The following is a 26,220-nucleotide window of genomic DNA, read 5'->3' on the forward strand; positions in this document are numbered from 1 at the left end:
TACTTCAAACCAATCGATAAATTGGCAAGCCCACCTTTATTATTTATGTAGCTGTTGAGATAGGTAGAACTAAGCTTTAACTTGCTTTAGGTATTCAGTAACGGCTTGAGTTGCTGATTCACCTTTATGTGTTTTTACATTGTCTAACCAAGCTTCAACTTGTTGAGAATTGTTGATCAACCATTGTTGTGCGGCTTTTTCTGGCTTAGTTTTCTGGTTAAGAATCTCTTCCATCAACTGGTTTTCCATCTCTAGAGTGAACTCTAGGTTTTGCAGAAGCTGACCGACGTTTGCACACTCAGACAGGTAGTTTGAGCGAACATTGGTGTAGACATTCGCGCCACCGTAGTTAGGGCCAAAGAAGTCGTCACCGCCAGAAAGGTATTCCATTTCAACATTACTGTTCATTGGGTGTGGTGCCCAACCAAGGTAAACAATCCATTGGCTACGACGCGCAGCGCGTGATACTTGCGAAACCATGCCCGCTTCACTTGATTCAACTAGGCTGAAATCTTTCAAGCCGAACGCGTCAGAATCAATCATTGATTGGATTAAGCGGTTACCGTCGTTACCCGGCTCGATGCCGTAGATGCGGTCTTTAAATTTGTCGGCATGTTTTGCTAAGTCAGCGAAGGTTTTCACACCAGAGTCGTACACGTATTTCGGTACGGCTAATGTGTATTTTGCACCTTCAAGGTTGGCACGAACGGTTTCAACCGTGCCCGCTTCACGGTACTTAGCAATATCGCCTTCCATCGTTGGCATCCAGTTACCTAGAAACACATCAATGTCACCGTTCGCCATTGAAGAGTAAGTCACCGGTACTGAAAGTAGGTCGGTTTTGGTTTTGTAACCAAGGCCTTTTAAGAGTTCAGAAGTAACGGCGGTTGTTGCGGTAATGTCTGTCCAACCTACATCAGCGAAACGTACGTTTTCGCACTGTTGTGGTTCAATAGAAGCGTTAGCACCAAATGTAACTGAACTGATGGCTAGTGCTGTTAACGTTTTCGTGGTCACGTTCTGAATATTTAGAGTCGTCATAATGGTTCCTTTTTATCTTTCCTTTTGCTGCTCGATATCAACACCGATAGAGAGCAGTTCTTCTGACTTTTGACTAATTTTTGTTGCTACGTTTTTGTTGTTTTTCAACCAGTAACAGAGATTTACGCTTCTCTTACTGGTTTATTTATTCTTTGTTTCTCTTCCCACTCAGGTGCAATCCACACTGGAGCGTCTTGTTCTTTAAGCATTGGCTTACCAAGAATCAAGTCCGAAGCTCGCTCAGCAACCATGATGGTCGGGGCATTTAAGTTGCCGTTTGGAATGGTTGGGAAAACCGATGAGTCGACAACACGTAAGCTGTCGATGCCGCGAACGCGACACTCTTCATCAAGCACCGCCATTGGATCATCATCTGAACCCATTTTGCAGCCACAAGAAGGGTGATATGCACTTTCAACGTTCTGCTTAACCCATTCATCAATCGCTTCATCAGAAGTAATATTTAAACCCGGCTGAATCTCTTTGCCTCGGTACACATCCATCGCCGGTTGAGACAAAATCTCACGCGTCAGACGAATACAATCGCGCCAATCTTGGCGATCTTGTTCAGTCGAGATGTAGTTGAAAATGATCTCTGGCTTGGCATGCGGATCAGCAGAAGTGATCGCAACCGTACCGCGGCTTTCTGGTTTGTTCGGGCCAACGTGTACTTGGAAACCATGGCCATCAAAAGCTGCCTGGCCGTCGTAACGCATCGCTGCTGGCAGGAAGTGATATTGAATGTTTGGCCACTTCAATCCTTTGCGAGAACGAATGAACGCGCACGATTCAAAGTGGTTAGTGGCACCAAGGCCTTTACGAGTCAGAATCCATTCCGCGCCAATCATGCCTTTGCTGACCAAGCCAAGCTTGCTGTTGAGCGTGATGGGTTCGTTGCAGTGATATTGGAAGTACACTTCTAAGTGATCTTGAAGGTTTTCACCGACGCCATTCAGCTCGTGTTTAAGCTCAACGCCTGCCTTTTCAAGCACGGCTTTCGGGCCGATACCAGAAAGTTGCAGCAGTTGAACGGAACCGATAGAACCCGCAGACGAGATCACTTCTTTGTTCGCCACAGCAACTTGAGTATTGCCTGACTTTTCAAACTCGACACCAACTGCTTTCAGACCTGATTGGCCTTTTGATGACTGGTCTTTTACGACGAGAGCTTCAAGTAAGAAACGGCGCGCCACGATGCCTTTCTTCAAGGTCAGGTTTGAACGCTTCAATGCTCGACGTAGATAAGCGTTAGAGGTTGAGGCTCTAACACCCTTGTCTACCGTCATATGCATGGTGCCGAAGCCTTCTTGCTGGTAGCCGTTGTAATCGTTGGTTTCTGGGTAACCGGCGTCTTTACCTGCATCGATGAACGCTTGGTAAAGCGGGTTAAGCTCCATATCGTTACCGTTACAAGTGCCTACTGGGCCATTGTCACCACGGTATTGATCGCCACCTTTATTCCATGATTCAGCACGGCGGAAATAAGGCAAACACGCTTGGTAATTCCAACCCGCAGCGCCCTCTTCTTCCCATTGGTCAAAATCACACGCGTGACCACGCACGTAAACCATGCCATTGATTGATGAGCTACCACCTAACACTTTGCCGCGTGGGCAGTGCAGTTCGCGTCCATCAAGGCCTGGCTCTTGTTGAGTCTCAAACTGCCATGCGTACTTTTCGGTATTCATCGGGTAAGAAAGCGCCGTTGGCATTTGGATAAAAATACTCTTATCCGTACCACCCGCTTCCAGTAATAAAACGCTATGTTCACCGCTTTCCGTTAGCCTATCCGCTAACACACAGCCGGCCGAACCCGCGCCGACGATAATATAATCGTAGCGTTGTTCCATATTTTAAGTTCCCTGAGATGAGTCAGTGAGGCTAACTCTTTTAAGCTAGCCCGTTGAATTAAGTGTTACGCGTTAGGCATAAGGGCTGGCGTAGTCGCCTAGCTCAATAAGAATGCTCTTAGTTTGCGTATAGTGGAGTAGAGTTTCTGGGCCATTTTCACGACCAACACCCGAAAGCTTGTAGCCACCAACAGGCATTTCTGCAGGTGAGTCACCCCACGTATTAACCCAACAAATACCAGCCTGCATTTGATGGATCACGCGGTGAGCACGAGAAAGATTTTGCGTGAACACGCCAGCCGCAAGGCCATATTTGGTGTCGTTAGCACGGCGAATAACGTCGTCTTCATCACTGAATTTTAGAACCGACATTACAGGGCCAAAGATCTCTTGTTGAACGTGTGGCATGTTGTCTTCGCAGTCCACAAACACGGTTGGGATAACAAAGTTGCCGTTCGCTAGCCCGTTGTCTGTCACTTGATAACCGCCAGTCAGCAATGTTGCGCCAGACTGTTTTGCTAGCTCAATCGCTTCGAGCACTTTTGAAAGATGTTCTTTAGAAATCAACGCACCAATTTGAGTCTCCATGTCCATTGGATCACCAATGATCAGCTTTTCAGTACGTGTCTTAAGTTGGTCGATAAAATCGTTGTAGATGCTTTCGTGTACATAAACACGAGTACCATTAGTACACACTTCACCTTGGGTGTAGAAGTTTGCGACCATAGAAGCGGAAACCGCATCATCCAATTTCGCATCATCAAACACAATCATTGGTGATTTGCCGCCAAGCTCCATGGTGACCGATTTAAGCGTCTTAGCACTATCTGCCATTACTGCTTTACCCGTGCCCGTTTCACCTGTGAAAGACACTTTAGCGATATCGGGATGAGCCGTTAGCATTTGGCCGACACGGTAGTCACCCTGAACCACGTTAAATACGCCATCAGGAAGGCCAGCTTCGGTAAATATCTCAGCAAGCTTAAGCGCAGTTAGCGGGGTTTCTTCGGAAGGTTTGAAAATCATCGCGTTACCCGCAGCCAATGCAGGAGCTGATTTCCACATCGCGATTTGAATCGGGTAGTTCCACGCGCCAATGCCTGCACAGATGCCAAGCGGTTCACGACGAGTGTAGAAAAATTGAGATTCACTAAGAGGTTGTTGATCACCTTGTAGCGTAGGCGCAAGGCCTGCGAAGTATTCAATCACATCGGCGCCAGATGCCACGTCCACTTCAATCGCTTCTTGCAGTGGCTTACCCGTATCAACAACCTCGAGGTTTGCAAGGTCATCATTTCGAGCTCTAAGTATTGCTACCGCTTTCAAAAGAATACGACTGCGTTCCACGGCTGTCATTGCTGACCACACCGCAAATCCACGTTTCGCTGATTCAATAGCGCTATCCACGTCCGCTGAAGAGGCTTGGCCTAGCGTTGCATTAGGCTCGCCGTTTGCTGGGTTGATGCTATCAAAGGTTTCACCAGACGTAGCTTTAACCGCTGCGCCATCAATGTATAACGAGTTCATTTCCATTTGAGATTCTGACTTAATTATTGTTATTAGACTCTGCTGGTCTATATGTGAGTGTTTGCCGTTCAGATACTATGATTGCAATGCTACGACCGCGTTCTATGCGGTGTTACACGAGTAGAACGTCAGTTGTTTATCAAGATAATCATTGATGATGGCGCGAGCCTTTTGAGCATCGATACCTTCAGGGTTTAACGTGCCTCTCAGCCATAACCCATCAATCAGAGAAGCAATCCCGTGAGCAACGAGATCCGCCTGTTTATGATTCAAAATACCTTTCAACTCAAGACGTAAATGCGAAATCAAACGTTTTTCATTCACACGCTGCAGTCTTTTCAGTTGTTGGTCATGCATTGAATAGGACCAAAATGCCAACCATGCCTTCGCGACTTTATTTTCGGCTTGGTAACCTTCGAAGTTACCGTCGATGATCGCGTTAATTCTCTGTTGGTGAGCATCAACAGGAAGCGCTTTTAGTGAAGTCGTGATGGTGTTGGATAATTGGCGAAGGATTTCACGCATCGTCTCTTCGAGCAGACCGTGCTTTCCACCAAAATAGTGATTAATGATACCCGTAGACACGCCCGCTTCTTTGCTGATTAACGCAATACTCGCGGCATGTAAACCCACTCGATCAATCACCGTCATGGTGGCTTGAACAAGCTGTGGTTTACGTATGTCAGGCATCCCAACCTTCGGCATTTCTTAGTCCTTTTATTTTATATTGAACGTTCAGTTAAGTATAAAATGACAGAAATTTAATTAGGGTTCAAATGATTATTTAAAACAAACCTGTAACAATACAGCGTTCAAAAACAAAAATAACTCACAAAAACAAAAGGTTAAATATCATTTAGACCACTAATGAAATTAATTAAAGATTTGAGGTGTGATAGTTATTGGTCAAATGTTTTTGCTCTAAAAGTGCAAAAAACAACCAGTGGGAATCCGTATAGAAATTTTTTGAGTAGAGAAATGGAAGGTGTTATCAATGAGTTGTGATTCTGAAATTTAAGACTAGGAAATCCATACTCACATCAGTCCCGAATCAAAAAATTGACAACAAAAGGTTGGCGATAACATCGTCATCACCAACCCTCTAGTCGTTAATAATTTTAATTCGAGCCTAAGCTACTCAATACGTGTAATGAACCCATACTTGTCAGAATCGGCTTTGGTCATCCAGTGCTCACCGGAAGCTGGGGCAGAATCTAAAGTGAAGATATAGAAGTCGATCCCTTTGTCTCCCATCACCTTTTTAAAGTAGGTCGCTTGCTTGCGATGGCTTTCGTCAGTGTATGGGAAATCTTTGGCTGTTTTATCATCCTCAGCCCAACTGTGCACACCAACCTGTTTATTAAGCTCAATGGCTTTGGTGGTATCTGCTCGTTGCAAAACCCGTGGGTTACCCGCAGCGAACAAATCCGTCCCGCCAGAGAACACCGAACCCGTAGGCGTTACGATCGTCGTCATGTTGTTACTGTGGATCATGCGTCCGGTGTACATATTGATGTCATCGTCGCCACTGCCACCAATATGATTGTTAAACTTCAAGGTCATCTCACTACCTTGGTATAACTTCACAATATCGAAAAGCTGGGAATAGGTTGTCGCCCCAAGGGTAGAGGTAATGCGCTCAACGGTTCCAGTGTCTCTTAACACATCACGATAAAAGGCATTGAAAGCAAACGAAGTAGTGATCGTGACTTTGTTACCATTTTTAGTTTTGCTCAGAATCGTCGAACCAAGGCTAGTCACGTACTGCGACATCACATTGTGATATTCAAGCTCAACCGGTCGTTTTTTATCACTCGTCGTCGTTTGAATTAACGTAGTGTCATTCCCAATTGAGCGTTGAGCCACACCACAATCAAATGAATCAAAAAAATTACCCTCGCTGTAAATCGCACAGTCATCAGCTCCAGCATCAGGGAGGTACAGATCCACGCTTTGACCTAAACTATCCGCAAGCCTAATTACTTTTTGTTCGTCACTAATATCTTCAGCAAACTGCACTGTTTCATACTGCACACCATCATAAGTCAGTTTCATTGACTCTTGGATCTCTTGTCGCTCTTGATACAATTTACCGAGTTTAGCCGATGAAAATACGTAATCCGCTTTAGGTTTAACTTGCGCTTTAGTTGGCGCTTTACCCGAGTTAGAGCTTGAGTTACACCCAACTAAAATAATCAAAGGTAATGCCAGTAACGTTTTTCTATAGCTATTCATGTGGTAATTCCCAAAAATGTTTGATGGGAAAATTCTATTATTTAAAAGCGCAAACATCTGTCGTGCGAATGTATGAGAATGTATACCTTTTTGAACATTGTTTTTTATTTTCGCATAAATTCAAAATCATCATTGAACTGGCGTAGAAAGTGTTTAATCATTCACGTCAGGTATTTTACGTAAAGCATGCAAATTGGAGATGCCACAATAGCTAACCACTAGATAAGGCACCCTCACGTAATCTCAATACGAGAAACGCACGACAAGGCTGATAATGGAATGACAAAACCTAAAATGATCATCGTGGAAGACGATTTGAAACTTCAGAAAATGTTGCAAGACTACTTTGTCGCGCAAGATTTTGACGTCACTGTGCTAGGTGACGGCGGTAATGCCGCGCAGACCATCCTCGCGGAACAACCTGATATTGTACTGCTGGATTTGATGCTTCCTGTAACGGATGGACTGACAATCTGCCGACAGACGCGTACACACTATAAAGGTAAAATCTTGATGCTCACCGCTAGCGATGACGACTTTGATCACGTCGCTGGTTTAGAGACAGGGGCTGATGACTATGTCACTAAGCCAATCAAACCAAGAGTTCTGCTGGCAAGAGTTCGTTCGCTATTACGCCGCCAAGACGCCAATACCGCTTCAGTCGATGACTCAGACAACCTTCAGTTTGATCAACTCGTTCTGAAAAACACTTATAAGAAGTGTGAACTTTCAGGTGCGGTTTTATCACTTACTGACAGTGAGTTTGACCTACTTTGGTTATTAGCGAGCAACCCTGATACTCCGCTATCACGTGACTATTTGACGCAAACACTGCGCGGCATTGAGTACGATGGGATCGACCGAACGATTGATAACAAGGTCGTGCGTCTAAGAAAGATACTCGGTGACGACCACGCCCCAGCAGAGAAAATTCAGACCATTCGCGGCAAAGGCTACCTATTTGTTTCAACCGCCTGGCATTAACTTCGCTCACTACGAGCGTAATGAAAGAGATCGATTATGCGACGTATCTATTTGGAGTCCTTAATAGGGCTGTTAGTTTGCTTTATGGTCGGCCTGGTCGCCTACGAGATTAGCGTCTACGAGCTCAATACCGACTACGAATATGTACTGGAAGATTACGAAGCGGCTGCCCACCAGCAACTCATAGAAAACATTGCGAAAAATCAGGGGCTTGAAGCGGCTCAACAAGCCATGAACCAGTTTGTAGAAACCACACGAAATAAATTGGTTACATTCAGCCCAGACGATGAAATACCTAGCCCCGTTTCAGAGTTCTTCAGCACTAACCCGAACACTTTTGTTTTTCACGATGATGAACGAGACCTATGGTTTCGCTTGGCAAGCAGTGACAATACCTATCACTACCTCCCCAACAGTGAAGCGTTCGTTAGGCAAAAAATAGAGTTGGAGGATGACCTCATTTGGTTGTTCTTTTTAGCGAGCTTTATCTTATATGGCTTATGCCATCTGATAATTATATTCCGCCGAGTTAAAAAGCTTGAATCGGCGACGCTAGCCTTTGCTGAAGGGGATCTCTCCTCGCGGGCCGAAACGTCAAGCGGCATTGCCATCGGCTCACTCAATAAATCCTTCAACCTAATGGCTGACCGCATTCATCGCTTGATTGAGAGTAACCGCTCGCTCACCAATGCGGTAGCTCATGAACTGCGCACGCCAATATTCCGTATCCAATGGCAAGCTGAAATGCTCAAGGACACGCCACTCAACGAGGCACAACAAAACACCGTAGAAAGTATTGTCGAAGATACCGAAGAAATGGAAAAGATGGTCGACGAACTATTGTGTTACGCCAAGCTCGATAGCATTGACCTTGAAAACCTACAGCAACCACTAGAGATAAGAGACTTTCTTGATCACGCATTGGCACGCTGGAGCAAAGACACTGAGCTCAACATTGACCTATCACTGCCTGAACAAGCCCACTCAATTCTGGCGGATAAAATATTACTCAACCGCGCCTTAGATAACCTAGTACGCAACGCGATGAAATTCGCACGCTCACAGGTTTCTATTGAAGTAAACGTTCACCAAGATCAGCTTCAAATTGCCGTGCATGACGATGGTGATGGCGTGGCACAAGAACACCAAGCTCGCCTGTTTGAACCCTTTTACGTTGGCGATAAGGCTCGTAACAAAGCCAAGAGTGGCCATGGATTGGGGCTTTCTATCGTCGAGAAGATCTGTGCTCAACACGGCGCGAGCGTGGAGGTTGGTCAGAGCCAAACTTTAAAGGGTGCGGTATTCACCATAACCATTCAGCTATGTAATGATTCAGCTGACAAACCCATACAGTAACTACAAAACACCTCTGGAATAATGTTCAACATCGGTCGGGAGATGCTGTCTCCCAATGAACTTATGAGTCTAGATAATCATGACACTGTCGTTTATGGCTTGTCATCACAGCACTGCTGAGTAGTAGCAAAGCAACCCGTTACTCGTTAACTCGCGCTTTGCTAGCAGTTCAAGCCATAGGCTTACTATCTAAATTCCAATCATTCTTAAGGTATTTTTATGAAAAAGTTATTAGTTGTTTTAGGCATTGTTTCTTTGGCAGGTTGTTCAGGTATCAGCCACAACGAAGAAGTTTACACAGCGCACGCTGAGAGCTTCAACATTGTTGGTTTCCAAGTTCCTGGTAACACACAAGATCGTGCAATGGAATTAGTACCTGAAGGTGCAACGGTTGATACTATTCGTTCAACAAACTCTGATACAAGCTCTGTGCTAGGTATCATCAACCGTATTATCGGTATCGACTACGTTCAAGTTGGCGGTAAAAAGCAATAATCCTAAAAAACAGCAGCTTGCTAAAGCTTGCGTGCCTTTAAACGCTAGCTAGTACAAACTGAAACAATCTAAGCCAGTGACCATCCGTCGCTGGCTTTTTCATACTGCTTGTTTTGTGCTCTGTGCCAAAGAAATACCCAATTACCCTTCCCTCTTGCAACTAACAATTCGAAAAATCAGCGTAAAAATCTTCAATTTCTTATCAAAATGGCACTTAAATTCGCTTAATAGTCTTTCGCTTAAACTGACACACTCAAATCATTGATCCTTCTATCAGCCCAAAATCCGTTAATTGAGGCACAGATCAATTCCCCCTGAAATCTTAATTTCCATAAGAAAACAACACTTAATAAAAGTGTCATGATTTTATAAATAAAACATATGTGTGCGTTCAAAAATAAACAGAAACGATAACTATCTGTAAATATGAAAAGTATAAGTTTCATGAATAAAAGAGATCATTGCCATGCTACTAATTAATCAGATCGAATGATGTGAATTCATTGTGATAATTTTGTTACGTTTTCTTTGTTTTTACATGGAAAGAGAAAATAACAATGAAAATAAGAAAACGTTTAGTTGCCGTTGCTATAGCCAGCGCTATGTCTTTGTCTGTTCATGCAAGTGAATCAGTTCAAATCAATCAACCGATCAACTTTACTAGCTTTTCTGGGTTAAACGCTCAGTTGGGTGTCAGTAACGCTTCTAGCTTCAAGATGGTAAAAGAAGTTAACCTCAAAAAGCGTGGTCTCTACAAAGTTAAGATCCAACAGAACATCTGGGGAACACCTGTTTGGGGGCATTACCTAAACGCCACTCAAAGTGTACAAGGTGGCGCACTTAAATCTGTTCAAGGCAGCTACCTTAAAACGACAACCCTAGAGCGTTCTTTTGTTAAGCCATCAATCAACAGCTCCCAAGCCGTTGAGCTTGCGAGTAAAGATCTCAAGGTCCAGGGCTTAACCAGCAAATCTCTAGACAACGTACAGCATGAGTTGTTTATTTATCAGGGCATTGCTAACCAAGGAGCCGATAAACAAGGCCTTGGCAAACAAGGTATCGATAAAACACGCCTAGTCTACGTTATCTCTTATCTTGTCAAAGGCAGCGAACAGCCGACTCGACCATTCACCATGCTAGACGCGCACACCGGCGAAGTTATCGACCGTTGGGAAGGCATTGCTCACGCACAGATCGGAACAGGCCCGGGTGGTAACGAAAAAACGGGCATGTACGAATACGGTACCGACTACCACTACCACTACCTTGATGTGGTAGAAAATGGCACAGAGTGTGTGATGGAATCGGAAAATGTTGTCACCGTTGACCTAAATGGTGCGACCGATGGCGACACCACGTATAGCTACGAATGTCCTCGTAACGAACATAAAGAAGTGAACGGAGCCTTCTCTCCACTCAACGATGCGCACTACTTCGGTAACATCGTGTTCGAGATGTATAAGAACTGGTTCGACACTGCACCACTCTCTTTCAAACTCATGATGCGTGTTCACTACGGTAACAACTACGAGAATGCATTTTGGGACGGCAAGGCAATGACCTTTGGCGATGGTGAAAGCTTCTTCTATCCACTTGTTAGCCTAGACGTGTCGGCGCATGAAGTGAGCCACGGTTTCACAGAACAAAACTCAGGTTTGGTTTACGCGAATCAATCCGGTGGTATGAACGAAGCGTTTTCTGATATGGCAGGTGAAGCGGCAGAATACTACATGAAAGGCACCAACGACTGGATGGTCGGCCGTAATATCTTCAAAGGAGACGGGGCGCTGCGTTACATGGACGATCCATCACGAGATGGTTCTTCAATCAATAATGCATCCGAGTACTACGATGGTTTGAACGTGCACTACAGCTCTGGGGTGTTCAACAAGGCCTTCTATCATCTTGCAACCACGCAAGGTTGGGATACAAAAAAAGCATTCGAGCTTTTCGTACTATCCAATCAAATCTACTGGTCTGAAAACAGTGATTTTTGGCAAGGTGCTTGTGGCGTGAAAAACTCAGCAACCGACCTTGGCTACAATGCCGATGACGTTGTTTCTGCGTTCGCTCTTGTGGGTGTTACCCCATGTGCAGAGCCACCACTGCCGCCAGAACCGGAATATCAACGCCTTGAAAACGGTGTTGAAGCTGCGGTTGCTGGTGAAACCGGCTCAAAAACTTACTTCGATATCGAAGTACCAGAAGGCCAAGACAAGCTAACGATTGATCTTGCTGTGTCTACTGGTGATCCGGATATGTATGTCGGTCTAGATTATGCGCCAAGCTCTCAAGAGAATATCTGTAAGAGTGAAAGCGTAACCGATGAAGTATGTGTGATTGAAAACCCAACAGCTGGTCGCTACACGGTGAACATTCTGGGTTACTCAGATTACACCAGTGCAAATCTGAAAGCATCGTACGAATCAGGCAATGCTAACGTACCGCCAGTTTCTTCTTTCGAACACACCATTGTCGGCAAAGAAGTAGAACTGCGCAGCACAAGTTCGGACAGCGATGGTCAGATCGTCTCTTACCAATGGAACCTTGGCGATGGCAACACACAAACCGGTGAAGTAACTCGCTATACCTACACTGAAGCTGGCGACTACGTGGTGACTCTAACCGTGACTGACGATGCAGGCGTTGCAACATCAACAAGCAAGTCGATCACGATTGAAGGTGACTCAGCGGAAGGCTTCCCACTAAAACTGAAGTTTGGTAACAAAAACCCGAATGGCAAAGCTCGCGTTAAGCTGGCATGGGATTACGACACCAATGACTACTTCGTGATTAAACGTAATGGCAAAAATGTTGGTGCTACAGACTTCAACTCATACGTCGACAAGTTCCGTCACAACGGCACAGTAGATGTTGAGTACCAAGTGTGTACCTCAAGCGATATCTGTTCAGAAACCAAGCACTACCGTTTCATTAAAACACAATAATCGATAGTAAATTCAGGGCTCCGAAAGGGGCCCTTTTCGCGATTGAGCTACTTGGCTTCTTGGTTAATGAGCTAATGAAACGCCTACACAAAAACATCCACGCACTAAACAAAATTCACACCCATCAACACAACAATACTCACTATAAAAAGGACGACAAATGGCTATTCAAAAAAGCATGCTAGCTTTGGCTGTACTCGGAGGTTCTTTAGCCTTAATCAACAGTACTTCGGCTTACGCATCCCTAGGTATCACACCACCAGCGAACCAAGAAGTTTGGATCACCACCGATGCTGACGCACAACATATAATGACTCAGCATGGCGCAACGGTTTACCCGGGAATAACGGGAAACAAGCATTCCATCGTCGCGAAAATCAACGCAAAACAGCTGGCTAAACTCTCTAGCCACATGCACGAAGAAACCCACCGTTGTGGTGGTTACATGGTGCACGAAGACAAAGCAAGCGCACTCAAAGCCGCAGCGATGCCACTGACAATGAGCACCTTCGAAAAGCCGGTGATCAGTCATCAAGATACGGTGAACGACCTGCTCGCTCAGGTCGAGCCGAACAACATGGTCACGACCATCGAAAATCTAACCAACTTCACCAACCGTTTTTATACTACTTCTACTGGTGTCGCTGCTTCAGATTGGCTTTTAGAACGTTGGGAAACAGAAATTAAGGATGTGCCGTATGCGTCAGCACGCCAGATCACGCATGCCGAATATCCGCAAAAATCCGTTGAAGTGACACTGCTTGGCGCTAAATATCCTGAAGAGATCGTCGTTGTTGGCGGACACCTTGATTCGACCGTTGGATCTTGGACAAGCGAAGGCACCATCTCACCGGGAGCCGATGATGATGCGTCTGGTATTGCGACCGTAACTGAGTCACTTCGCCTGATGATCGCCAGTGGTATTCAGCCAGACAAAACCATTAAGTTCTATGGCTATGCCGCAGAAGAAGTGGGGCTGCGCGGTTCACAAGATGTCGCCAATGCATTACGAGACGAGCAAGCAAACGTTGTGTCGGTGTTGCAATTAGACATGACCAACTACAACGGTTCAGCGCACGATATCACCTTCATCACGGACTATACCGACAGCAACCTAAACGCCTACTTAAGCGAGCTGATCGACACTTACGCTAGCGACATTAGTTACGGTTTCGATGATTGTGGCTATGCCTGTTCTGACCACGCCTCTTGGCACAATGTTGGCTACCCAGCTGCCATGCCATTCGAGAGCATGTTCAACGACTACAACCCAAGCATTCACACTGAGCACGACACGCTTGAGAACTCCGATCCTACGGCGACACACGCGACCAAGTTCGCCAAACTGGCGATTGCTTACCTTGTTGAAACCAGCCTTGATTCGCCAGTTTCAGGCCCTAAAGAGCTGCAAAATGACGTGCCTGTTGAAGGACTTACTGCAGGATATGGTGAAGAGCAGTTCTTCACATTTACGACGGAAAGTGCAGGTCAGTTAACGGTAGCATTAACAGGCCCTCGTAGTGGCGATGCCGACCTATACGTGAAACACAACGGCACCGTATCCAAAGCGAGCTACGATTGTCGTCCATACCAAAATAGCAGCAACGAACAGTGTGTATTGAACAAACCAGCCGGTGAATTCAACATCATGGTGCATGGTTATCGTAACTTTAACGATGTCACCATCGTCGCAACCTTCGTTCCTGATTAGCTTTAAGTTTAGTTGCTTGCTAACCACTAACCCGAGCAAACACGGCTAAAACTAAAAAATCCGCGAGTTCGATCCTAAATAGGATGGAGCTGGCGGATTTTTTATCGTCTACGTTCTTCACTTGCTATGAACAGCCCTGTTCGAACAAACAAGCCATTAGTTCAATTCAATTCACAGTTAAGACGTTTTTTTCATCACCTTGCCACAAATATACTCACCAATCGGCATTGCCGAAGTCGCTGCCGGCGATGGCGCATTGCACACATGCAGGCTTCTTGGGCTTTCGGCAAACAGAAAATCATGAACCAAAGTACCATCATTGAGTACCGCTTGGGCACGAATGCCTGCTGGGTAAGGTTTGAAATCTGACACCGTAATGCTCGGGCAATATTTGTTTACCAACTTTAGATAGCCCGGCTTCCACCAGGAGTTCTTAAACTCGACCAAACCGGTTTTTAGATTATTCGCAGTCACTTTCCAAAAGCCCGTAAAACTCAGCATCTGCCAAGTGTCCTTGAAACTAAAGTTAAGCTTGCCATAACCTTCTCGTTTCCAGCCTTGAACTGCATTTGGTCCTACTGTTACGGAACCATCAATCATGCGTGTTAAATGCACGCCCAAGAAAGGCAGTTCTGGGTCAGGGATCGGATAGATAAGGTGATTCACCACTTGGTTGTGTTTCGCGTCCAACTGATAATATTCACCGCGATACGGCACGATTTGGAAGTCGGTTTCAATGCCAAGCATGCTGGTCATTCTGTCGGCCATCAAACCAGAGCAAGTGATTAAGAATCGGCTGTTCAATTGTAGAGTCTGACCATCTACTTTGCACGTCAACTGCACCTCATCTTCTTGCTCATCGGCTAAAATCACTTCAGTGCCTAGACTGATCTTGCCACCCGCTTCAACAAACTCTTGAGCCATCACTTCGGTGACTTTTTTGTAATCGACGATACTGGTGGTTTTGACATAAATCGCGCCCAAACCCGTGATGTTCGGCTCTGCAAGTTTCAGTTGCGCTTGATCCAAGAGGTCGACATCAATGTCGTTATCATGACAACGTTGATAGAGCGCGTTCATACGCTCCACTTCCTGCTCATTGGTCGCGACCAACAACTTACCGCAGTTTTCGACTGGAATATCGTGTTGGCTACAAAAGGCGACAGTTCGCTCTACGCCACGCTTACAAAAATCCGCCTTTAAACTGCCCGGAGCGTAGTAAACGCCAGCGTGAATCACACCACTGTTATGACCCGTTTGGTGTTGTGCAAAGCCACGCTCCTTTTCAACTAAAAGGATACTTTTATCAGGGTGAGCTTGCTGTAATTGCCATGCAGTAGACACGCCAACAATGCCACCACCAACGATAATATAGTCGTATGTTGAGTTCATAATATTCCTACATTCAATCCTTTAGTTATAGGGAAGACGCGGCAGTATCAGGTTCGGTTTGAGGCAACGATTCTTGCTCATCTTCCGATTCCTTTTTCACTTGATTAGCATCGTATTGACGGGCCGTGTGAATAAAGAGACCAACGAAGAGTGCTACACACACTAAGCGAACCACGACTGAAATATCAGGCCAAACTAAAGCTACACCCAGCACGATTAGAACAACACGAGTCAGTAGATTAATTTTATTTTCTAGATAGCCTTCAATCGCAGCAACAAACGCGTAAGTACCAATAATAGCAAAACCACCCGTGACCAAAACGGAGGTCACATCCCAACTTACTAAGTTGGTGTAGGCGATAAGTAGTGGCACTAAGTACAGGCCTTTTGCGATCTTCCATGCCATTAAGCCAGTTCGCATTGGTGGAGTTTTAGCAATGGTCGCGGCGGCAAATGCGGTTAAACAAACTGGCGGGGTCACGTTGCTGTCTTGTGATAACCAGAAAATAATCAAGTGTGCAGAAAGCAGTGCAAGGCTGATCGCTTCTAAGCCTAAGCTCTGTTCAAGCAGCGTTTCCACAAAATCAGCAGGAACCAACGCAATCATCTCTTTCGCCGTTTCCAACGCCATCGGTGCATTCAATAAATCAAGTTTATCTGGCGCAGCCAACATGAAGATGGCTTTCGCCTGCTCAGGAAGCTGCCCTGATACCAACAAGTCGAGGAGCTGGCTTTCAGCAATCAATTTGTACAAGGCAGGTGCCGACAGAGTACCCAACACGATATAAGCCGCCGTTACTGGCAAGCCCATACCGAGAATCAAAGACGCCAACGCGATCAAGGCAATCATTACCAATAATTCGCCGTTTGCCCAACTGTTGATCATCAATGAGAAAGTATTACCAATCCCCGTAGTGCTAATGACATTAACGACTAAACCAATACCCACCAACAGCACCGCCGTTGTCGCCATGTTTTTTGCGCCTTGAGACAAAGCTTCAATGATCGCTTTCGGTCCCATTTTGTGATTTTTAGAGAACCATGATGCCACCACCACAGAAAGAATCGAGATACCCGCTGCGTAAGTCGGCGTAAAGCCCTTCACCAACAAAGTCACTAACACGGCCAATGGGATCAGGTTATGCCAGCCCGACAGCAATACCTTCAATAGAGGCTCACAACCAGAAGTGACTTTTTGCACGCCACTGCGTTTTGCTTCAATACGCACAAAAAAGGCCACAGACAAAAAGTAGATAAGCGCAGGTAAGAAGGAAACCGCAATAATATCGACATAAGGGATCTGTGTGTAAGACGCCATGATAAACGCCCCCGCACCCATCACTGGTGGCATCAACTGCCCGCCCGTCGATGCAGCCGCTTCAACACCGGCCGCGAAACGCGAAGGGAAGCCTGCCTTTTGCATTAAGGGAATACTGATCACGCCCGTCGATACCGTATTTGCTACGCTCGATCCGGACACAGAGCCCATCAAGCCAGAGCCAATCACGGCAATAAAGCCAGGGCCACCAATCACCTTACCAGCCGCTGCGCGAGACACATCAATGATGTAATCACCGACACCCGAACGCACTAAGAATGCGCCAAATAGGATGAACATAAACACGAAGGTCCAACTAATTCTTGAGATAGAACCGAACATCCCTTCTGATGAGTAAAAGCTTCGATAAAGCAGTGTTTCAAGGCTCAAACCCGGGAAGTGGAAGATGCCGCTAGTCCATTGTCCCCAAAGCACCACATAACTCAAACACACCAAGATAAGCACCGGAATAAACCAGCCCATGGTGCGGCGAATCAGCTCAATAACGATGGCAATCGCCAAGATAGAGAAGAACCAATCACTGGCGATGAACTTCACGCCTCGCTCATAAAGGGCGTCTTCCGCAAAGGGAATGTAGATAAGACAAGCCAGAGCCGCCAAAGCAATTCCGATATCCACTGCCAGAGCTATCTTGCTCTTTTTTAGCGAGATATGAGCGGGATACCAAAGCGCACAAATGATCGCAAAGCCAGCAAAGTGGGTCGCCGAGATCCAAAGCTCTGGCAAGGTAGATAAGGTGTTGAACCAAATGTGTAACAGCGAGAGTATCACTCCCATTGTCGTTATCGCTTTGCCTACCCACGGAAAATCCGTTCGGGTCGGCAGTTCAAATTTTTTCAGTTCCTGCTGCAGCGAATCGCTCATAGAAAACTCCTGCTCTCCGCAGCAAACACGAAGAGAAAATCCATAAAGTGAGGAGGTGCACGAACACATTCTTGAGCGAACGTGCACCAAGCAATTAAGTCACGAAAGGTGTCTTTGTTTAACTAACGTAAACCGTCATTCGGCGAAAGCCGTTAGTTAACGATCAACTCAGAAGGGATATCGATGCCCACTTCTTGGTAGTAACGTGCAGCGCCCGGGTGAAGTGGAACAGGCAGACCTGCGATCCCTTTCTCGAGTGCCATTGCTTTGGTTGCTTTGTGGATACCTTGCAGGAAAGATAGGTTTTCATAGATAGCTTTGGTCAGCTGGTACACATCTTCTTCAGAAATGTCTTCACGAACCGCTAGGAAGTTAGGTTGGGCGATTGTAGTGATCGGCTTATCAACACCTGGATAAGTGTTTGCCGGGATCTCATATTTAGTCCAGATATTGTAATCGCCGTTCGCTTGTTTAATTTGCGCATCGGTAAATGACAAAATTTGAATGTCTTCACCCAAGGCTGCAAACGCTTGAGTTACCGCACCAACAGGTACACCAGCGGGCGTATTCATGCCATCGATGGTGCCATTTTGTAGTGCGCTAGCGCTGCCGCCGTAACCCATAAAGGCGAGTTTAAATTGTTCTGGGTTAACCGACAGGCCTTGCATGATCTGGCGTCCTGAATTCTCTGTACCTGAGTTCTTCTTACCGATAGAGAATTTTTTGCCGTTTAGATTTTCTAAATCACTCATGGTGCCCGTTTCTGTGAGATCAGAGCGCACAATAAAGTGTTCAACGTTTTGCCATAGCATAGAGACTGAACGCAGTTGTTTTTGACTGCCTGACTTCTCATATGGACCAAGCCCTTGCCACGCCCACGCGCCATACAGACCTTGTAAAATGGCAAACTGTGCTTCGTTCTCATTAAGAAGTTTCACGTTTTCACCCGATCCCGCAGAACTGATAGCCGCCAAAGAAAAGTGCTGCTTTGGCGCAAGCTTAACTTTACTCAATGTCGCTAAAGCCACACCCACTGGATAGTAAGTACCACCCGTTGAGGCCGTCGCTAAAATGTAGCTACGATCTTCTTGAGCTGAGGCGTTGCTGATAAGGCTAATAGAGGCCATTGCGATTGCTAAAGTTTTAACTAGCTTGTTGTATTTCATTATTACTCTCCATGTAGAGTTATTCACGTTATATTTTTGTTAACAACAATTGCTAGATAGCAAGCACAATGCCAATTTTTAAATAACTGTTTTTATTGGTATTTCCTTAATAACCCACCTAAAGTAAGCCATTTTTTGCTTATTTGGCTACGAATCAGTGAGCTATTTTTTGCTTATCCCAAGCAACGAATAACATCGATTTAAAGGTAGCCAAATCACACTATGTTACATTTACGTGATCAATGTTTATAAAATGATAAATATCTGATGAGCCATTTTTTGCTTATTGAAATCAGACAGCACCTCTAATCTCATCATCATTTACGAATCGACATAGTCACTTCGGTTCAACGCATAGCGCACCATTTTTTGGTTCAATGTTCGACGGGGTAAATCCAAGTCTTGCATCACATCATTGATGCGCCCCTGATAACGCACTAACGCATCATGAATCACTTTCCGCTCAAAGCTCTGCACTTGAACCGCCAACGGGATGCCTGCCGTTGTGGACTCTGTGACAGAATTGGGGCGACACGCCAAAATATCCCCAACAGTCAGGCTTTCATCCAGTGCAAAACGAATCGCGATATTACGCAGTTCACGCACATTGCCCGGCCATGCATACGACAACAAGGCATAGCGATCAGCCTCACTGGCGACTCGAGTTTCACTGTTCGCTTCTTGAGTGAAGTGTTCGAAAAGGATCAAAGCATCGTCTTCTCGTTCACTAAGGGGAGGCAAATGCAGTTGGGCAACGTTCAAACGATAGAAAAGGTCTTGGCGAAAATCGGGGTGATTCAGTAGATCGCATTTCGAGGCAGAGACCACTCGTAGATCAACATGTTGTTGCTGATTCCCACCCACGCGTACAACGATATTATCTTGCAAGGTGCGCAGCACTTTGACCTGCATCGACAGCGGCATACTCTCTATTTCATCGAGAAACACCGTGCCTTTGTCGGCAAATTCAAGCTTACCAATACGTCGCTTGGCAGCACCAGTAAACGCACCTGCTTCGTGTCCAAATAGCTCGCTTTCAAAGAGGTTTTCTGGAATCGCGCCACAGTTTAACGGCACAAATGGGTGGGTTTTACGCTGACTGAATTCATGCAAACAAGAGGCGACCAGCTCTTTACCACAGCCGGTTTCACCATAAATGATCACATTGGTATCAATCGAGGCAACTTTTTGTATTTGCTCTCGCAATTCACACATCACTTTGCTGCGGCCAATCAGAACCTGTTCAATGCCCTTCAGGTTATCCAGATAGTTCTGACGACTGTTTCTGTCTTGGCCACTTTGATGCTTGTCGACCGCTTCCGAAACCGTTTGAGACAAACGCTCTGGGTCGAATGGCTTTTCAATGAAATCATACGCCCCTTGCTGCAACGCTTTCACCGCCATGTCGACATCACCGTGACCGGTGATCAAGATGACAGGCACATCTGGCACAAGATGTTTAAAGCGCCCCAGCAGTTCAACACCATCAATATCAGGTAACCGTACGTCACTAATGATAGTTTGGAAATCACCCTGCTCTACCGCGTTTAACGCATCTTGCCCAAACTCAAATGCGGTGACATCGAAGCCCGCTAATTGTAACCATTGGCTGGTTGCCTGACGCACAATTGCATCATCTTCAATCAAAGCTATACGCTGCATGGTTTGGTTCCGCCGCTTATATCTGAATAATATCGCCCACGGTATGTAAAAAAGCTGCAGACGAAAAGGAGCTAGCTCCCACTTTGAATAACACTCCTTTAACAGTTTTATAATGTTTGTTAGCGTCAACTTGTCTCACTTGCCATCCGCTTAAAAAGCAAACAGAAAACCTTATCAAGCCACTAGTTTAAATGGACAAGTCACTAATTTTAAAAGGATTTAATCAAAAATGGTTAACAACAATCGATATTGGTTGTTCCTATGTGCCTGTTTATTAATTGGTTTAGTTCAGGTAACCACCAAAAGTGGCATAAGCCAATGGAAGCTCGAACAAGCCCAACGCTATGCAGAACAACGCTTCCTCGGATACATTGCAGAAGCCAGGCGCACGCTCAAACGTTTCTATTATCTGCCCTACTTGGTGACGAACGATGAAACTAGTGTGCGTTTCATTGATGGTGAAGTACGCCTCGAAAATCGCATTAAGAAGCAGCTGATTCAATTGGATAAAGCCGCCAATACTAAGGGCTGGTATCTGCTTTCTGGCGAAGGTGATTTGTTGGTATCGAGTGTCGAAAGAAGCAAGCTAAGCAAAAAGAACGCCAGCACGATTGTCTCTAAGATCCACCAGCAAGGCGGTGCGATTTCGGTAGTGACCAAAAATAAAGGCGTGACACCCGATTACTTCATTGCCGCGCCGGTTTATCGGGCGTCCGATGTGGTCGGTATTGTTGCGGTGCAGATCGATTTGTCATTGTTAACCGATCAATGGTTCGCCGATGGTGAAGCGATACTGTTCCAGAACCCTCGTGATCAGTTCTTTCTCTCCAGTGATCACCGACTGAGTGCCGATTGGTTCAACGACACATTCAATTCTCAGCCCACAGCGACAAAGCGTGAGCTATACGACCAAACCCATATTCGCGTGTGGCGACTGCAAAATAAAGATTACCTCATTCAATCCATCAAGTTAGACGACCTCAATTGGCGTTTAACCTACCTCACGCCATTAACCAGCCTCAACCAAACCACTAACTGGATCAGCTGGAGTGTGGCGGTGGGCTGTCTTTTCATTCTGCTGTTGCTGGTTATTCTTTATCAAAGACGTCAGAAAAAGCTCAGTAATCTGCGAATTCAAAAGCTCATCGAAGAGTCGGAAAAACGACTGTCAGGAATGATTAATAAGACGCATGTCGGGTTGGTATTGATCGATAAACATGGTCATATCCACGATATTAATCTAATGGCGAAGAACTACTTTTGCCTTTCTGATTCGATGATCAGCAACATCAAGGCGTGGCAATTATTTGAAGCAGGTAACCCAAACTCAACCACCTTACAATTGCTCAAAAACTTAGAACAACACCAAGAATTGGCCGAGATCACCAGCGTCGAAACCATGGCAAGACGCAGTGATGGCAGCTACTTCCCAGTGTTATTTTCTATTAGCTCGTTCCCTTGGCATTCAACGCCTTATTATCTGTGCACAGTGATCGACATCAGCAAGCGTAAGAAAGCAGAAATTGCGGTACAAAACGCCAATAAGACGCTTCAACTGCGGGTAGAAGAGCGAACACAAGATCTCAAAGATGCGCAGCAAGAACTGGTGGAATCAAGCAAACTTGCCGCATTAGGGCGGATGTCGAGTGCGATCACTCATGAGTTGAATCAACCGCTTACTGGTCTAAAAACCCTGCTTTCAAGTAACCAGTTACTGATGGAAAGAGGCGAGACCAAGATGTTGAAAGCGAACATGAACTTAGTCATGAGCCTGATCGACAGAATGGCCAACATGACCAGTCAATTGAAGTCGTTCGCCTTTAAAAGACTTGAGAAGCCCTATCCAGTTTCACTCACCGAAGCACTGCAAGAAACCCTACGAATTCACCAAGCCGAATTAGACAACGTCGATATTCGCATACGTATCGCCTCTAATATTTCGATGGTGATGGGAGAAGAGGCACGACTTCGTCAAGTGCTTGGCAACCTAATCAGAAACGCTGTAGATGCAACTCAAAATCAAACACCCGCGACCATTGTTGTCAGCGCACATACCGATCAACAACGCGTGATCATCAAGGTGCAAGATAATGGCTGTGGCGTTTCAGAAGACCAACTCGAGACCATTTTCGAACCGTTTCATACCAACAAAAAAATGGGCGAAGGTTTAGGTCTCGGCTTGGCTATCACAGCAAATAATGTGCGGGATATGCAAGGCACCTTGATAGCGAAGAACAACCCAGATCAAGGCATGACATTCACGTTAACTCTACAGAATAGTGATAGTGATAGTGATAGTGATTGTAAGTAATCGCTTACATAGAATTTAGAAATCACACTCTATTGAGACGCTAAAACTAAAAAACCGCCCACAGAGGGCGGTTTTGATTCAGTTATTGGCGTGTGACTTATCAGCTAATCAGTTAAAGACTTACTCAGCTATCTGCTTCAAGAGTAACTCTGTTGGGCGAACAATCGCGATGATCGATTCATCGTAGATCTTCGCTGAATCAGACAATATCGCTTGGTAGGCATTCGCATCTGATGCTCGAACCTTTTCACCTGCTTGTGCTTTAGCAATCAAGGTTAACGCCAAGTCTGCGACTTCAACGGTTTTCTCTGCAACCACCACAGTCTCTACCGAAGATAAATTTCCGGCGAAGACAGTTTCAGCAGCGAGTGCAGCCGCTTTTACTTGTTGATAATGCTCTGCAAGTTGCTCAAGCGCTTGTTGATTATCCGTCGCGACTTCATTGACCAAATCTTGCATCTCGTACACAGCGTAACTTTCCACTGGTAGCGCATCAACGAAGCGATTTAGACGCTCGTACTGGCTGTATAAAGTGCCCTTAGGTTCAGTTGAGTTCCACTTCTCCCAGTTGCGCGCATAGTACTGTGCTGGTTCTGTGTATTTCGCAAGCACGCGCAGGTCGTGAATATCCTGCCCTTTCGCAATACGTTTTAACAGCATGTCAGCGTCCGCATGATGACGTAGCCCAACCGACACATCAGACCATGTATCCATCGCTTTCATACGCTTGTACATGCTGCGTTCGTCCGTCAACTCCGCATCAGACCAGAAGCGCTCTGCAATCGCATAGCTGCGCGGCCATAGGTAGTTTTCAACCGTGAGGCTGTCTTTGTTCTCTAGCCACATGGTGATCTCGCCGCCCAAGATAAGCTCTTTTTCTTTATCCGTTAATTCTGCTGGGTAACCACCATTCGGTTCAGGAATCACGCTGCCTTCAACATCACTGCTCGCAATCACTTCACCAGTGGTTGGCCAGCGCACATTACCGACCAACTGGTAACTGCCTTCTGCAAAACCCTTTGGATTTAGGTTTAAGTTGAACTCGGTGTACGACATGAAGTTATCGAAGTGGCCAACAAAGGTTTTGCCCGGCACATAATCAAGGATAAAGATCTCTTCGCGAGACTTACCGTTGTAATCACTGAAGGCACGGAAAGTACCGTCTTTCGCTTCAATGATGGTCAGTGTTCCCTTACGTGGGCCGCCTTTTGAACGTGGCTTTTCCCATTGATACGTCACGAATTTCTCGCCACTGTGCAGCTTATCGTCAACAGTGATACCGCTTGGCATTGGGTCATTGCGATAATGGTAGCTCGTCGGCTGAGGTTGATCTAGGTAGTAACCCGTAGAAAGAATACCTGGGTAGCCCTCTTTCGCCGCACGACCAATACTGTCGTGCCCTTGCCAGCTTTGAATCACGATTGAAGTCGGCAGATCTTTATGCCAAATTTCATCCCAACCGGTCATCTTCTTACCGCGCTCTTCGAGCATCTTCTCAACTTTTACATTGAGGTAAGACTGCAGACCACGCTCGCCATCGATATTGTTCTCTTCAATGAACTGTTGGTGCTTTTCGCTGTTTTTCCACTGCGCATAATTTGGCTCATCGCCACCAATGTGGAAGTACTCATCAGGGAACAGCTCGGTCACTTCATCAAACACATCACCCAGCATCTCATAGACTTCTGGGTTCAATGGGTCCATTAATGGTTCAAACACACCCCAGCCACGTTCTTGTTCGTAGCTTTGACCTTCACCACCCGACATCAAGCGTGGGTAAGCGTGAGCAACCGCAGAAGAGTGACCCGGAAGAGACACCTCTGGAATCACACGAATACCAAGGTTACGCGCGTATTCAACTAGGTAGCGCACTTGGTCTTTGGTGTAGTAATTACCATCGGCGGTTTCAGACCAAAGACGCGGCCAAGATTCAGTTTGAATACGAATGCCTTGGTCGTCCCAGAAATGCCAATGGAACACGTTCATTTTCGCCGACGCCATCGCATCTAACTGACGAATCAACACATCGAATTCAATAAAGTGACGTGACGTGTCGTAAGAAACACCACGCCAGCGGAAACGAGGCTCATCGACAATCGTAACAGCAGGAATATGGTAGCCAGTCGCAGTGGTTTCAACGAGCTGTAAAAGGGTTTCGATGCCGTGAATAGTGCCGTATGGGCTTGGTGAACTCAGCGTGATTTGTTCACCCTGAGTGGTAATTTTGTAGGACTCTACAGAGTCGATATTTTGTACTTCAGACTTTGGCGCCGCGTCGATATCAATGATCAGGTTCGCTTCGTCTGCACTACCAACCTGCCAATTTAGAATCGGCACACCCGTCTGACGCTCAAGGCGATCAATAAAGCGTTTCGCCGTGTACTCAACGCGATCAGAATTAAAGCCTTTGATGTAAACCTTGAAGTTACCGTCGACCTTAACTTGCCCAGCTTTCAGCTCGACCGTTTGTGGGTACGGCATTAAATTTAGATCGGTATTTGGAGCCATTGCTAACGCCATTGGGGACACTACTGAACCTGAAATCAATAGGGATAATATAGTTTTTTTCATTATTAGTTTTCCTATATAAATACGGTTCTGTTTTGTTTATCGGAGGCGATTCACAAAACAGAACCATCAGCCACTGCTGTTGCTCGTTATCGCTAATTCGAAAGCTTGTTATCGCTAGTTCAAAAGCTTATTGCTCGTTAACAAGAGCGACCGCTTCACGAACCAATACTGCAATCTCGTCCCATTGCTCATTCTCGATCATTTTCGGCGACACCATCCAAGTACCACCACAGCACACCACGCGATCCACTGCTAAGTAGTCATTCACGTTGTGTTTACCGATACCGCCCGTTGGCATTAAAGACACATCAACATATGGCGCTAACAGAGACTTCACCATGTTGATGCCGCCAGACGCTTCTGCCGGGAAGAACTTCAAGAAGTTAAGGCCAAGCTCTAACGCTTGCTCTACTTGGCTTGGGTTGTTTACGCCCGGAACGATTGGCATACCGATTTCTTGGCAACGTTTTACGGTGTTTGGGTTCAGGCCCGGAGCTACGATGAATTCGCTGCCTAACTCTTTCGCAAGGTCGATCTGCGCTGGCGTTAATACTGTGCCAGCACCGATACACATCTCTGGGTACGCATCGCGCATCGCACGAATCGCGTCTGCTGCCGCTTCAGTACGGAATGTCACTTCAGCAACTGGCAGGCCGTTTTCTACCAACACTTTTGCCAGTGGAATCGCGTGTTCAACCTTGTTAATTTGGATAACAGGGATAACTTTGAATTGCTTAAGTTTGTTGATCATTTCTTGAGACATAATAA

General features: G+C 45.9%; 17 protein-coding genes. 6 read left to right on the forward strand and 11 right to left on the reverse strand.

Features of this window, described 5'->3' with window-relative positions; translation table 11 throughout:
* Positions 1-69 precede the first annotated feature (69 nt).
* From OCV36_RS24085 to OCV36_RS24105, 5 genes are all read right to left on the reverse strand, one after another.
* Positions 70-1,041, reverse strand: a complete 972-nt coding sequence (locus OCV36_RS24085) for a choline ABC transporter substrate-binding protein (RefSeq protein ID WP_135454173.1) — start codon at positions 1,039-1,041, stop codon at positions 70-72.
* Between the two features lie 122 nt (positions 1,042-1,163).
* Positions 1,164-2,891, reverse strand: a complete 1,728-nt coding sequence (gene betA, locus OCV36_RS24090; protein WP_135454171.1) for a choline dehydrogenase — start codon at positions 2,889-2,891, stop codon at positions 1,164-1,166.
* A 72-nt stretch (positions 2,892-2,963) separates the two neighbouring features.
* On the reverse strand, positions 2,964-4,424 hold the full coding sequence (gene betB / locus OCV36_RS24095) for a betaine-aldehyde dehydrogenase (protein WP_135454169.1): 1,461 nt from the start codon (positions 4,422-4,424) through the stop codon (positions 2,964-2,966).
* A gap of 96 nt (positions 4,425-4,520) precedes the next feature.
* Complete coding sequence (gene betI, locus OCV36_RS24100; protein WP_135454168.1) at positions 4,521-5,123, reverse strand: transcriptional regulator BetI; 603 nt, start codon at positions 5,121-5,123, stop codon at positions 4,521-4,523.
* A gap of 429 nt (positions 5,124-5,552) precedes the next feature.
* The gene (locus OCV36_RS24105; protein ID WP_135454166.1) at positions 5,553-6,653 is read right to left on the reverse strand and encodes an alpha/beta hydrolase; all 1,101 of its coding nucleotides are present in this window, start codon (positions 6,651-6,653) and stop codon (positions 5,553-5,555) included.
* A gap of 279 nt (positions 6,654-6,932) precedes the next feature.
* On the opposite strand from OCV36_RS24105, the gene OCV36_RS24110 reads away from it, so the two are divergent.
* From OCV36_RS24110 to OCV36_RS24130, 5 genes are all read left to right on the forward strand, one after another.
* Positions 6,933-7,637 carry a response regulator gene (locus OCV36_RS24110; RefSeq protein ID WP_017075673.1) on the forward strand — a complete coding sequence of 235 codons (705 nt, stop codon included), beginning with the start codon at positions 6,933-6,935 and terminating at the stop codon, positions 7,635-7,637.
* A gap of 36 nt (positions 7,638-7,673) precedes the next feature.
* Complete coding sequence (locus OCV36_RS24115; protein ID WP_135454164.1) at positions 7,674-8,993, forward strand: sensor histidine kinase; 1,320 nt, start codon at positions 7,674-7,676, stop codon at positions 8,991-8,993.
* 219 nt (positions 8,994-9,212) lie between these two features.
* Positions 9,213-9,488 (forward strand): hypothetical protein, encoded by a 276-nt coding sequence (locus OCV36_RS24120; RefSeq protein ID WP_017065177.1) that lies wholly within the window; start codon positions 9,213-9,215, stop codon positions 9,486-9,488.
* A gap of 557 nt (positions 9,489-10,045) precedes the next feature.
* On the forward strand, positions 10,046-12,436 hold the full coding sequence (locus OCV36_RS24125) for a M4 family metallopeptidase (RefSeq protein WP_135454162.1): 2,391 nt from the start codon (positions 10,046-10,048) through the stop codon (positions 12,434-12,436).
* Between the two features lie 160 nt (positions 12,437-12,596).
* On the forward strand, positions 12,597-14,147 hold the full coding sequence (locus OCV36_RS24130) for a M28 family metallopeptidase (protein WP_135454160.1): 1,551 nt from the start codon (positions 12,597-12,599) through the stop codon (positions 14,145-14,147).
* Positions 14,148-14,324: 177 nt separating this feature from the next.
* Here the strand turns inward: OCV36_RS24130 and lhgO are convergent, their stop codons facing one another.
* The 4 genes from lhgO to OCV36_RS24150 form a co-directional block, all read right to left on the reverse strand.
* On the reverse strand, positions 14,325-15,539 hold the full coding sequence (lhgO, locus tag OCV36_RS24135; protein WP_135454159.1) for an L-2-hydroxyglutarate oxidase: 1,215 nt from the start codon (positions 15,537-15,539) through the stop codon (positions 14,325-14,327).
* A 25-nt stretch (positions 15,540-15,564) separates the two neighbouring features.
* The gene (locus OCV36_RS24140; protein ID WP_135454157.1) at positions 15,565-17,742 is read right to left on the reverse strand and encodes a TRAP transporter permease; all 2,178 of its coding nucleotides are present in this window, start codon (positions 17,740-17,742) and stop codon (positions 15,565-15,567) included.
* Positions 17,743-17,894: 152 nt separating this feature from the next.
* Positions 17,895-18,908, reverse strand: a complete 1,014-nt coding sequence (locus tag OCV36_RS24145; RefSeq protein ID WP_135454155.1) for a TAXI family TRAP transporter solute-binding subunit — start codon at positions 18,906-18,908, stop codon at positions 17,895-17,897.
* 321 nt (positions 18,909-19,229) lie between these two features.
* On the reverse strand, positions 19,230-20,570 hold the full coding sequence (locus OCV36_RS24150) for a sigma-54-dependent transcriptional regulator (RefSeq protein WP_135454153.1): 1,341 nt from the start codon (positions 20,568-20,570) through the stop codon (positions 19,230-19,232).
* Between the two features lie 229 nt (positions 20,571-20,799).
* Here OCV36_RS24150 and OCV36_RS24155 point away from each other — a divergent pair, with 229 nt between their 5' ends.
* A complete protein-coding gene (locus OCV36_RS24155) occupies positions 20,800-22,881 on the forward strand; it encodes an ATP-binding protein (RefSeq protein ID WP_135454151.1) in 2,082 nt (693 codons plus the stop codon).
* Between the two features lie 120 nt (positions 22,882-23,001).
* Here the strand turns inward: OCV36_RS24155 and OCV36_RS24160 are convergent, their stop codons facing one another.
* Together OCV36_RS24160 and OCV36_RS24165 are read right to left on the reverse strand one after the other, a co-directional pair.
* Entirely contained in the window at positions 23,002-25,452 is a 2,451-nt protein-coding gene (locus tag OCV36_RS24160) for a family 20 glycosylhydrolase (protein ID WP_135454149.1), read from the reverse strand.
* Positions 25,453-25,579: 127 nt separating this feature from the next.
* Entirely contained in the window at positions 25,580-26,215 is a 636-nt protein-coding gene (locus OCV36_RS24165; protein ID WP_135454147.1) for a bifunctional 4-hydroxy-2-oxoglutarate aldolase/2-dehydro-3-deoxy-phosphogluconate aldolase, read from the reverse strand.
* Between the last annotated feature and the right edge of the window lie 5 nt (positions 26,216-26,220).

The organism is Vibrio echinoideorum, from assembly GCF_024347455.1.
Lineage (GTDB): Bacteria > Pseudomonadota > Gammaproteobacteria > Enterobacterales > Vibrionaceae > Vibrio > Vibrio echinoideorum.

Excerpts from the sequence above, each read along its gene's own strand:
- OCV36_RS24085 (WP_135454173.1), bottom strand. The coding sequence starts at position 1,041 with ATGACGACTCTAAATATTCAGAACGTGACCACGAAAACGTTAACAGCA.
- betA (WP_135454171.1), bottom strand. The coding sequence starts at position 2,891 with ATGGAACAACGCTACGATTATATTATCGTCGGCGCGGGTTCGGCCGGC.
- betB (WP_135454169.1), bottom strand. The coding sequence starts at position 4,424 with ATGGAAATGAACTCGTTATACATTGATGGCGCAGCGGTTAAAGCTACG.
- betI (WP_135454168.1), bottom strand. The coding sequence starts at position 5,123 with ATGCCGAAGGTTGGGATGCCTGACATACGTAAACCACAGCTTGTTCAA.
- OCV36_RS24105 (WP_135454166.1), bottom strand. The coding sequence starts at position 6,653 with ATGAATAGCTATAGAAAAACGTTACTGGCATTACCTTTGATTATTTTA.
- OCV36_RS24110 (WP_017075673.1), top strand. The coding sequence starts at position 6,933 with ATGACAAAACCTAAAATGATCATCGTGGAAGACGATTTGAAACTTCAG.
- OCV36_RS24115 (WP_135454164.1), top strand. The coding sequence starts at position 7,674 with ATGCGACGTATCTATTTGGAGTCCTTAATAGGGCTGTTAGTTTGCTTT.
- OCV36_RS24120 (WP_017065177.1), top strand. The coding sequence starts at position 9,213 with ATGAAAAAGTTATTAGTTGTTTTAGGCATTGTTTCTTTGGCAGGTTGT.
- OCV36_RS24125 (WP_135454162.1), top strand. The coding sequence starts at position 10,046 with ATGAAAATAAGAAAACGTTTAGTTGCCGTTGCTATAGCCAGCGCTATG.
- OCV36_RS24130 (WP_135454160.1), top strand. The coding sequence starts at position 12,597 with ATGGCTATTCAAAAAAGCATGCTAGCTTTGGCTGTACTCGGAGGTTCT.
- lhgO (WP_135454159.1), bottom strand. The coding sequence starts at position 15,539 with ATGAACTCAACATACGACTATATTATCGTTGGTGGTGGCATTGTTGGC.
- OCV36_RS24140 (WP_135454157.1), bottom strand. The coding sequence starts at position 17,742 with ATGAGCGATTCGCTGCAGCAGGAACTGAAAAAATTTGAACTGCCGACC.
- OCV36_RS24145 (WP_135454155.1), bottom strand. The coding sequence starts at position 18,908 with ATGAAATACAACAAGCTAGTTAAAACTTTAGCAATCGCAATGGCCTCT.
- OCV36_RS24150 (WP_135454153.1), bottom strand. The coding sequence starts at position 20,570 with ATGCAGCGTATAGCTTTGATTGAAGATGATGCAATTGTGCGTCAGGCA.
- OCV36_RS24155 (WP_135454151.1), top strand. The coding sequence starts at position 20,800 with ATGGTTAACAACAATCGATATTGGTTGTTCCTATGTGCCTGTTTATTA.
- OCV36_RS24160 (WP_135454149.1), bottom strand. The coding sequence starts at position 25,452 with ATGAAAAAAACTATATTATCCCTATTGATTTCAGGTTCAGTAGTGTCC.
- OCV36_RS24165 (WP_135454147.1), bottom strand. The coding sequence starts at position 26,215 with ATGTCTCAAGAAATGATCAACAAACTTAAGCAATTCAAAGTTATCCCT.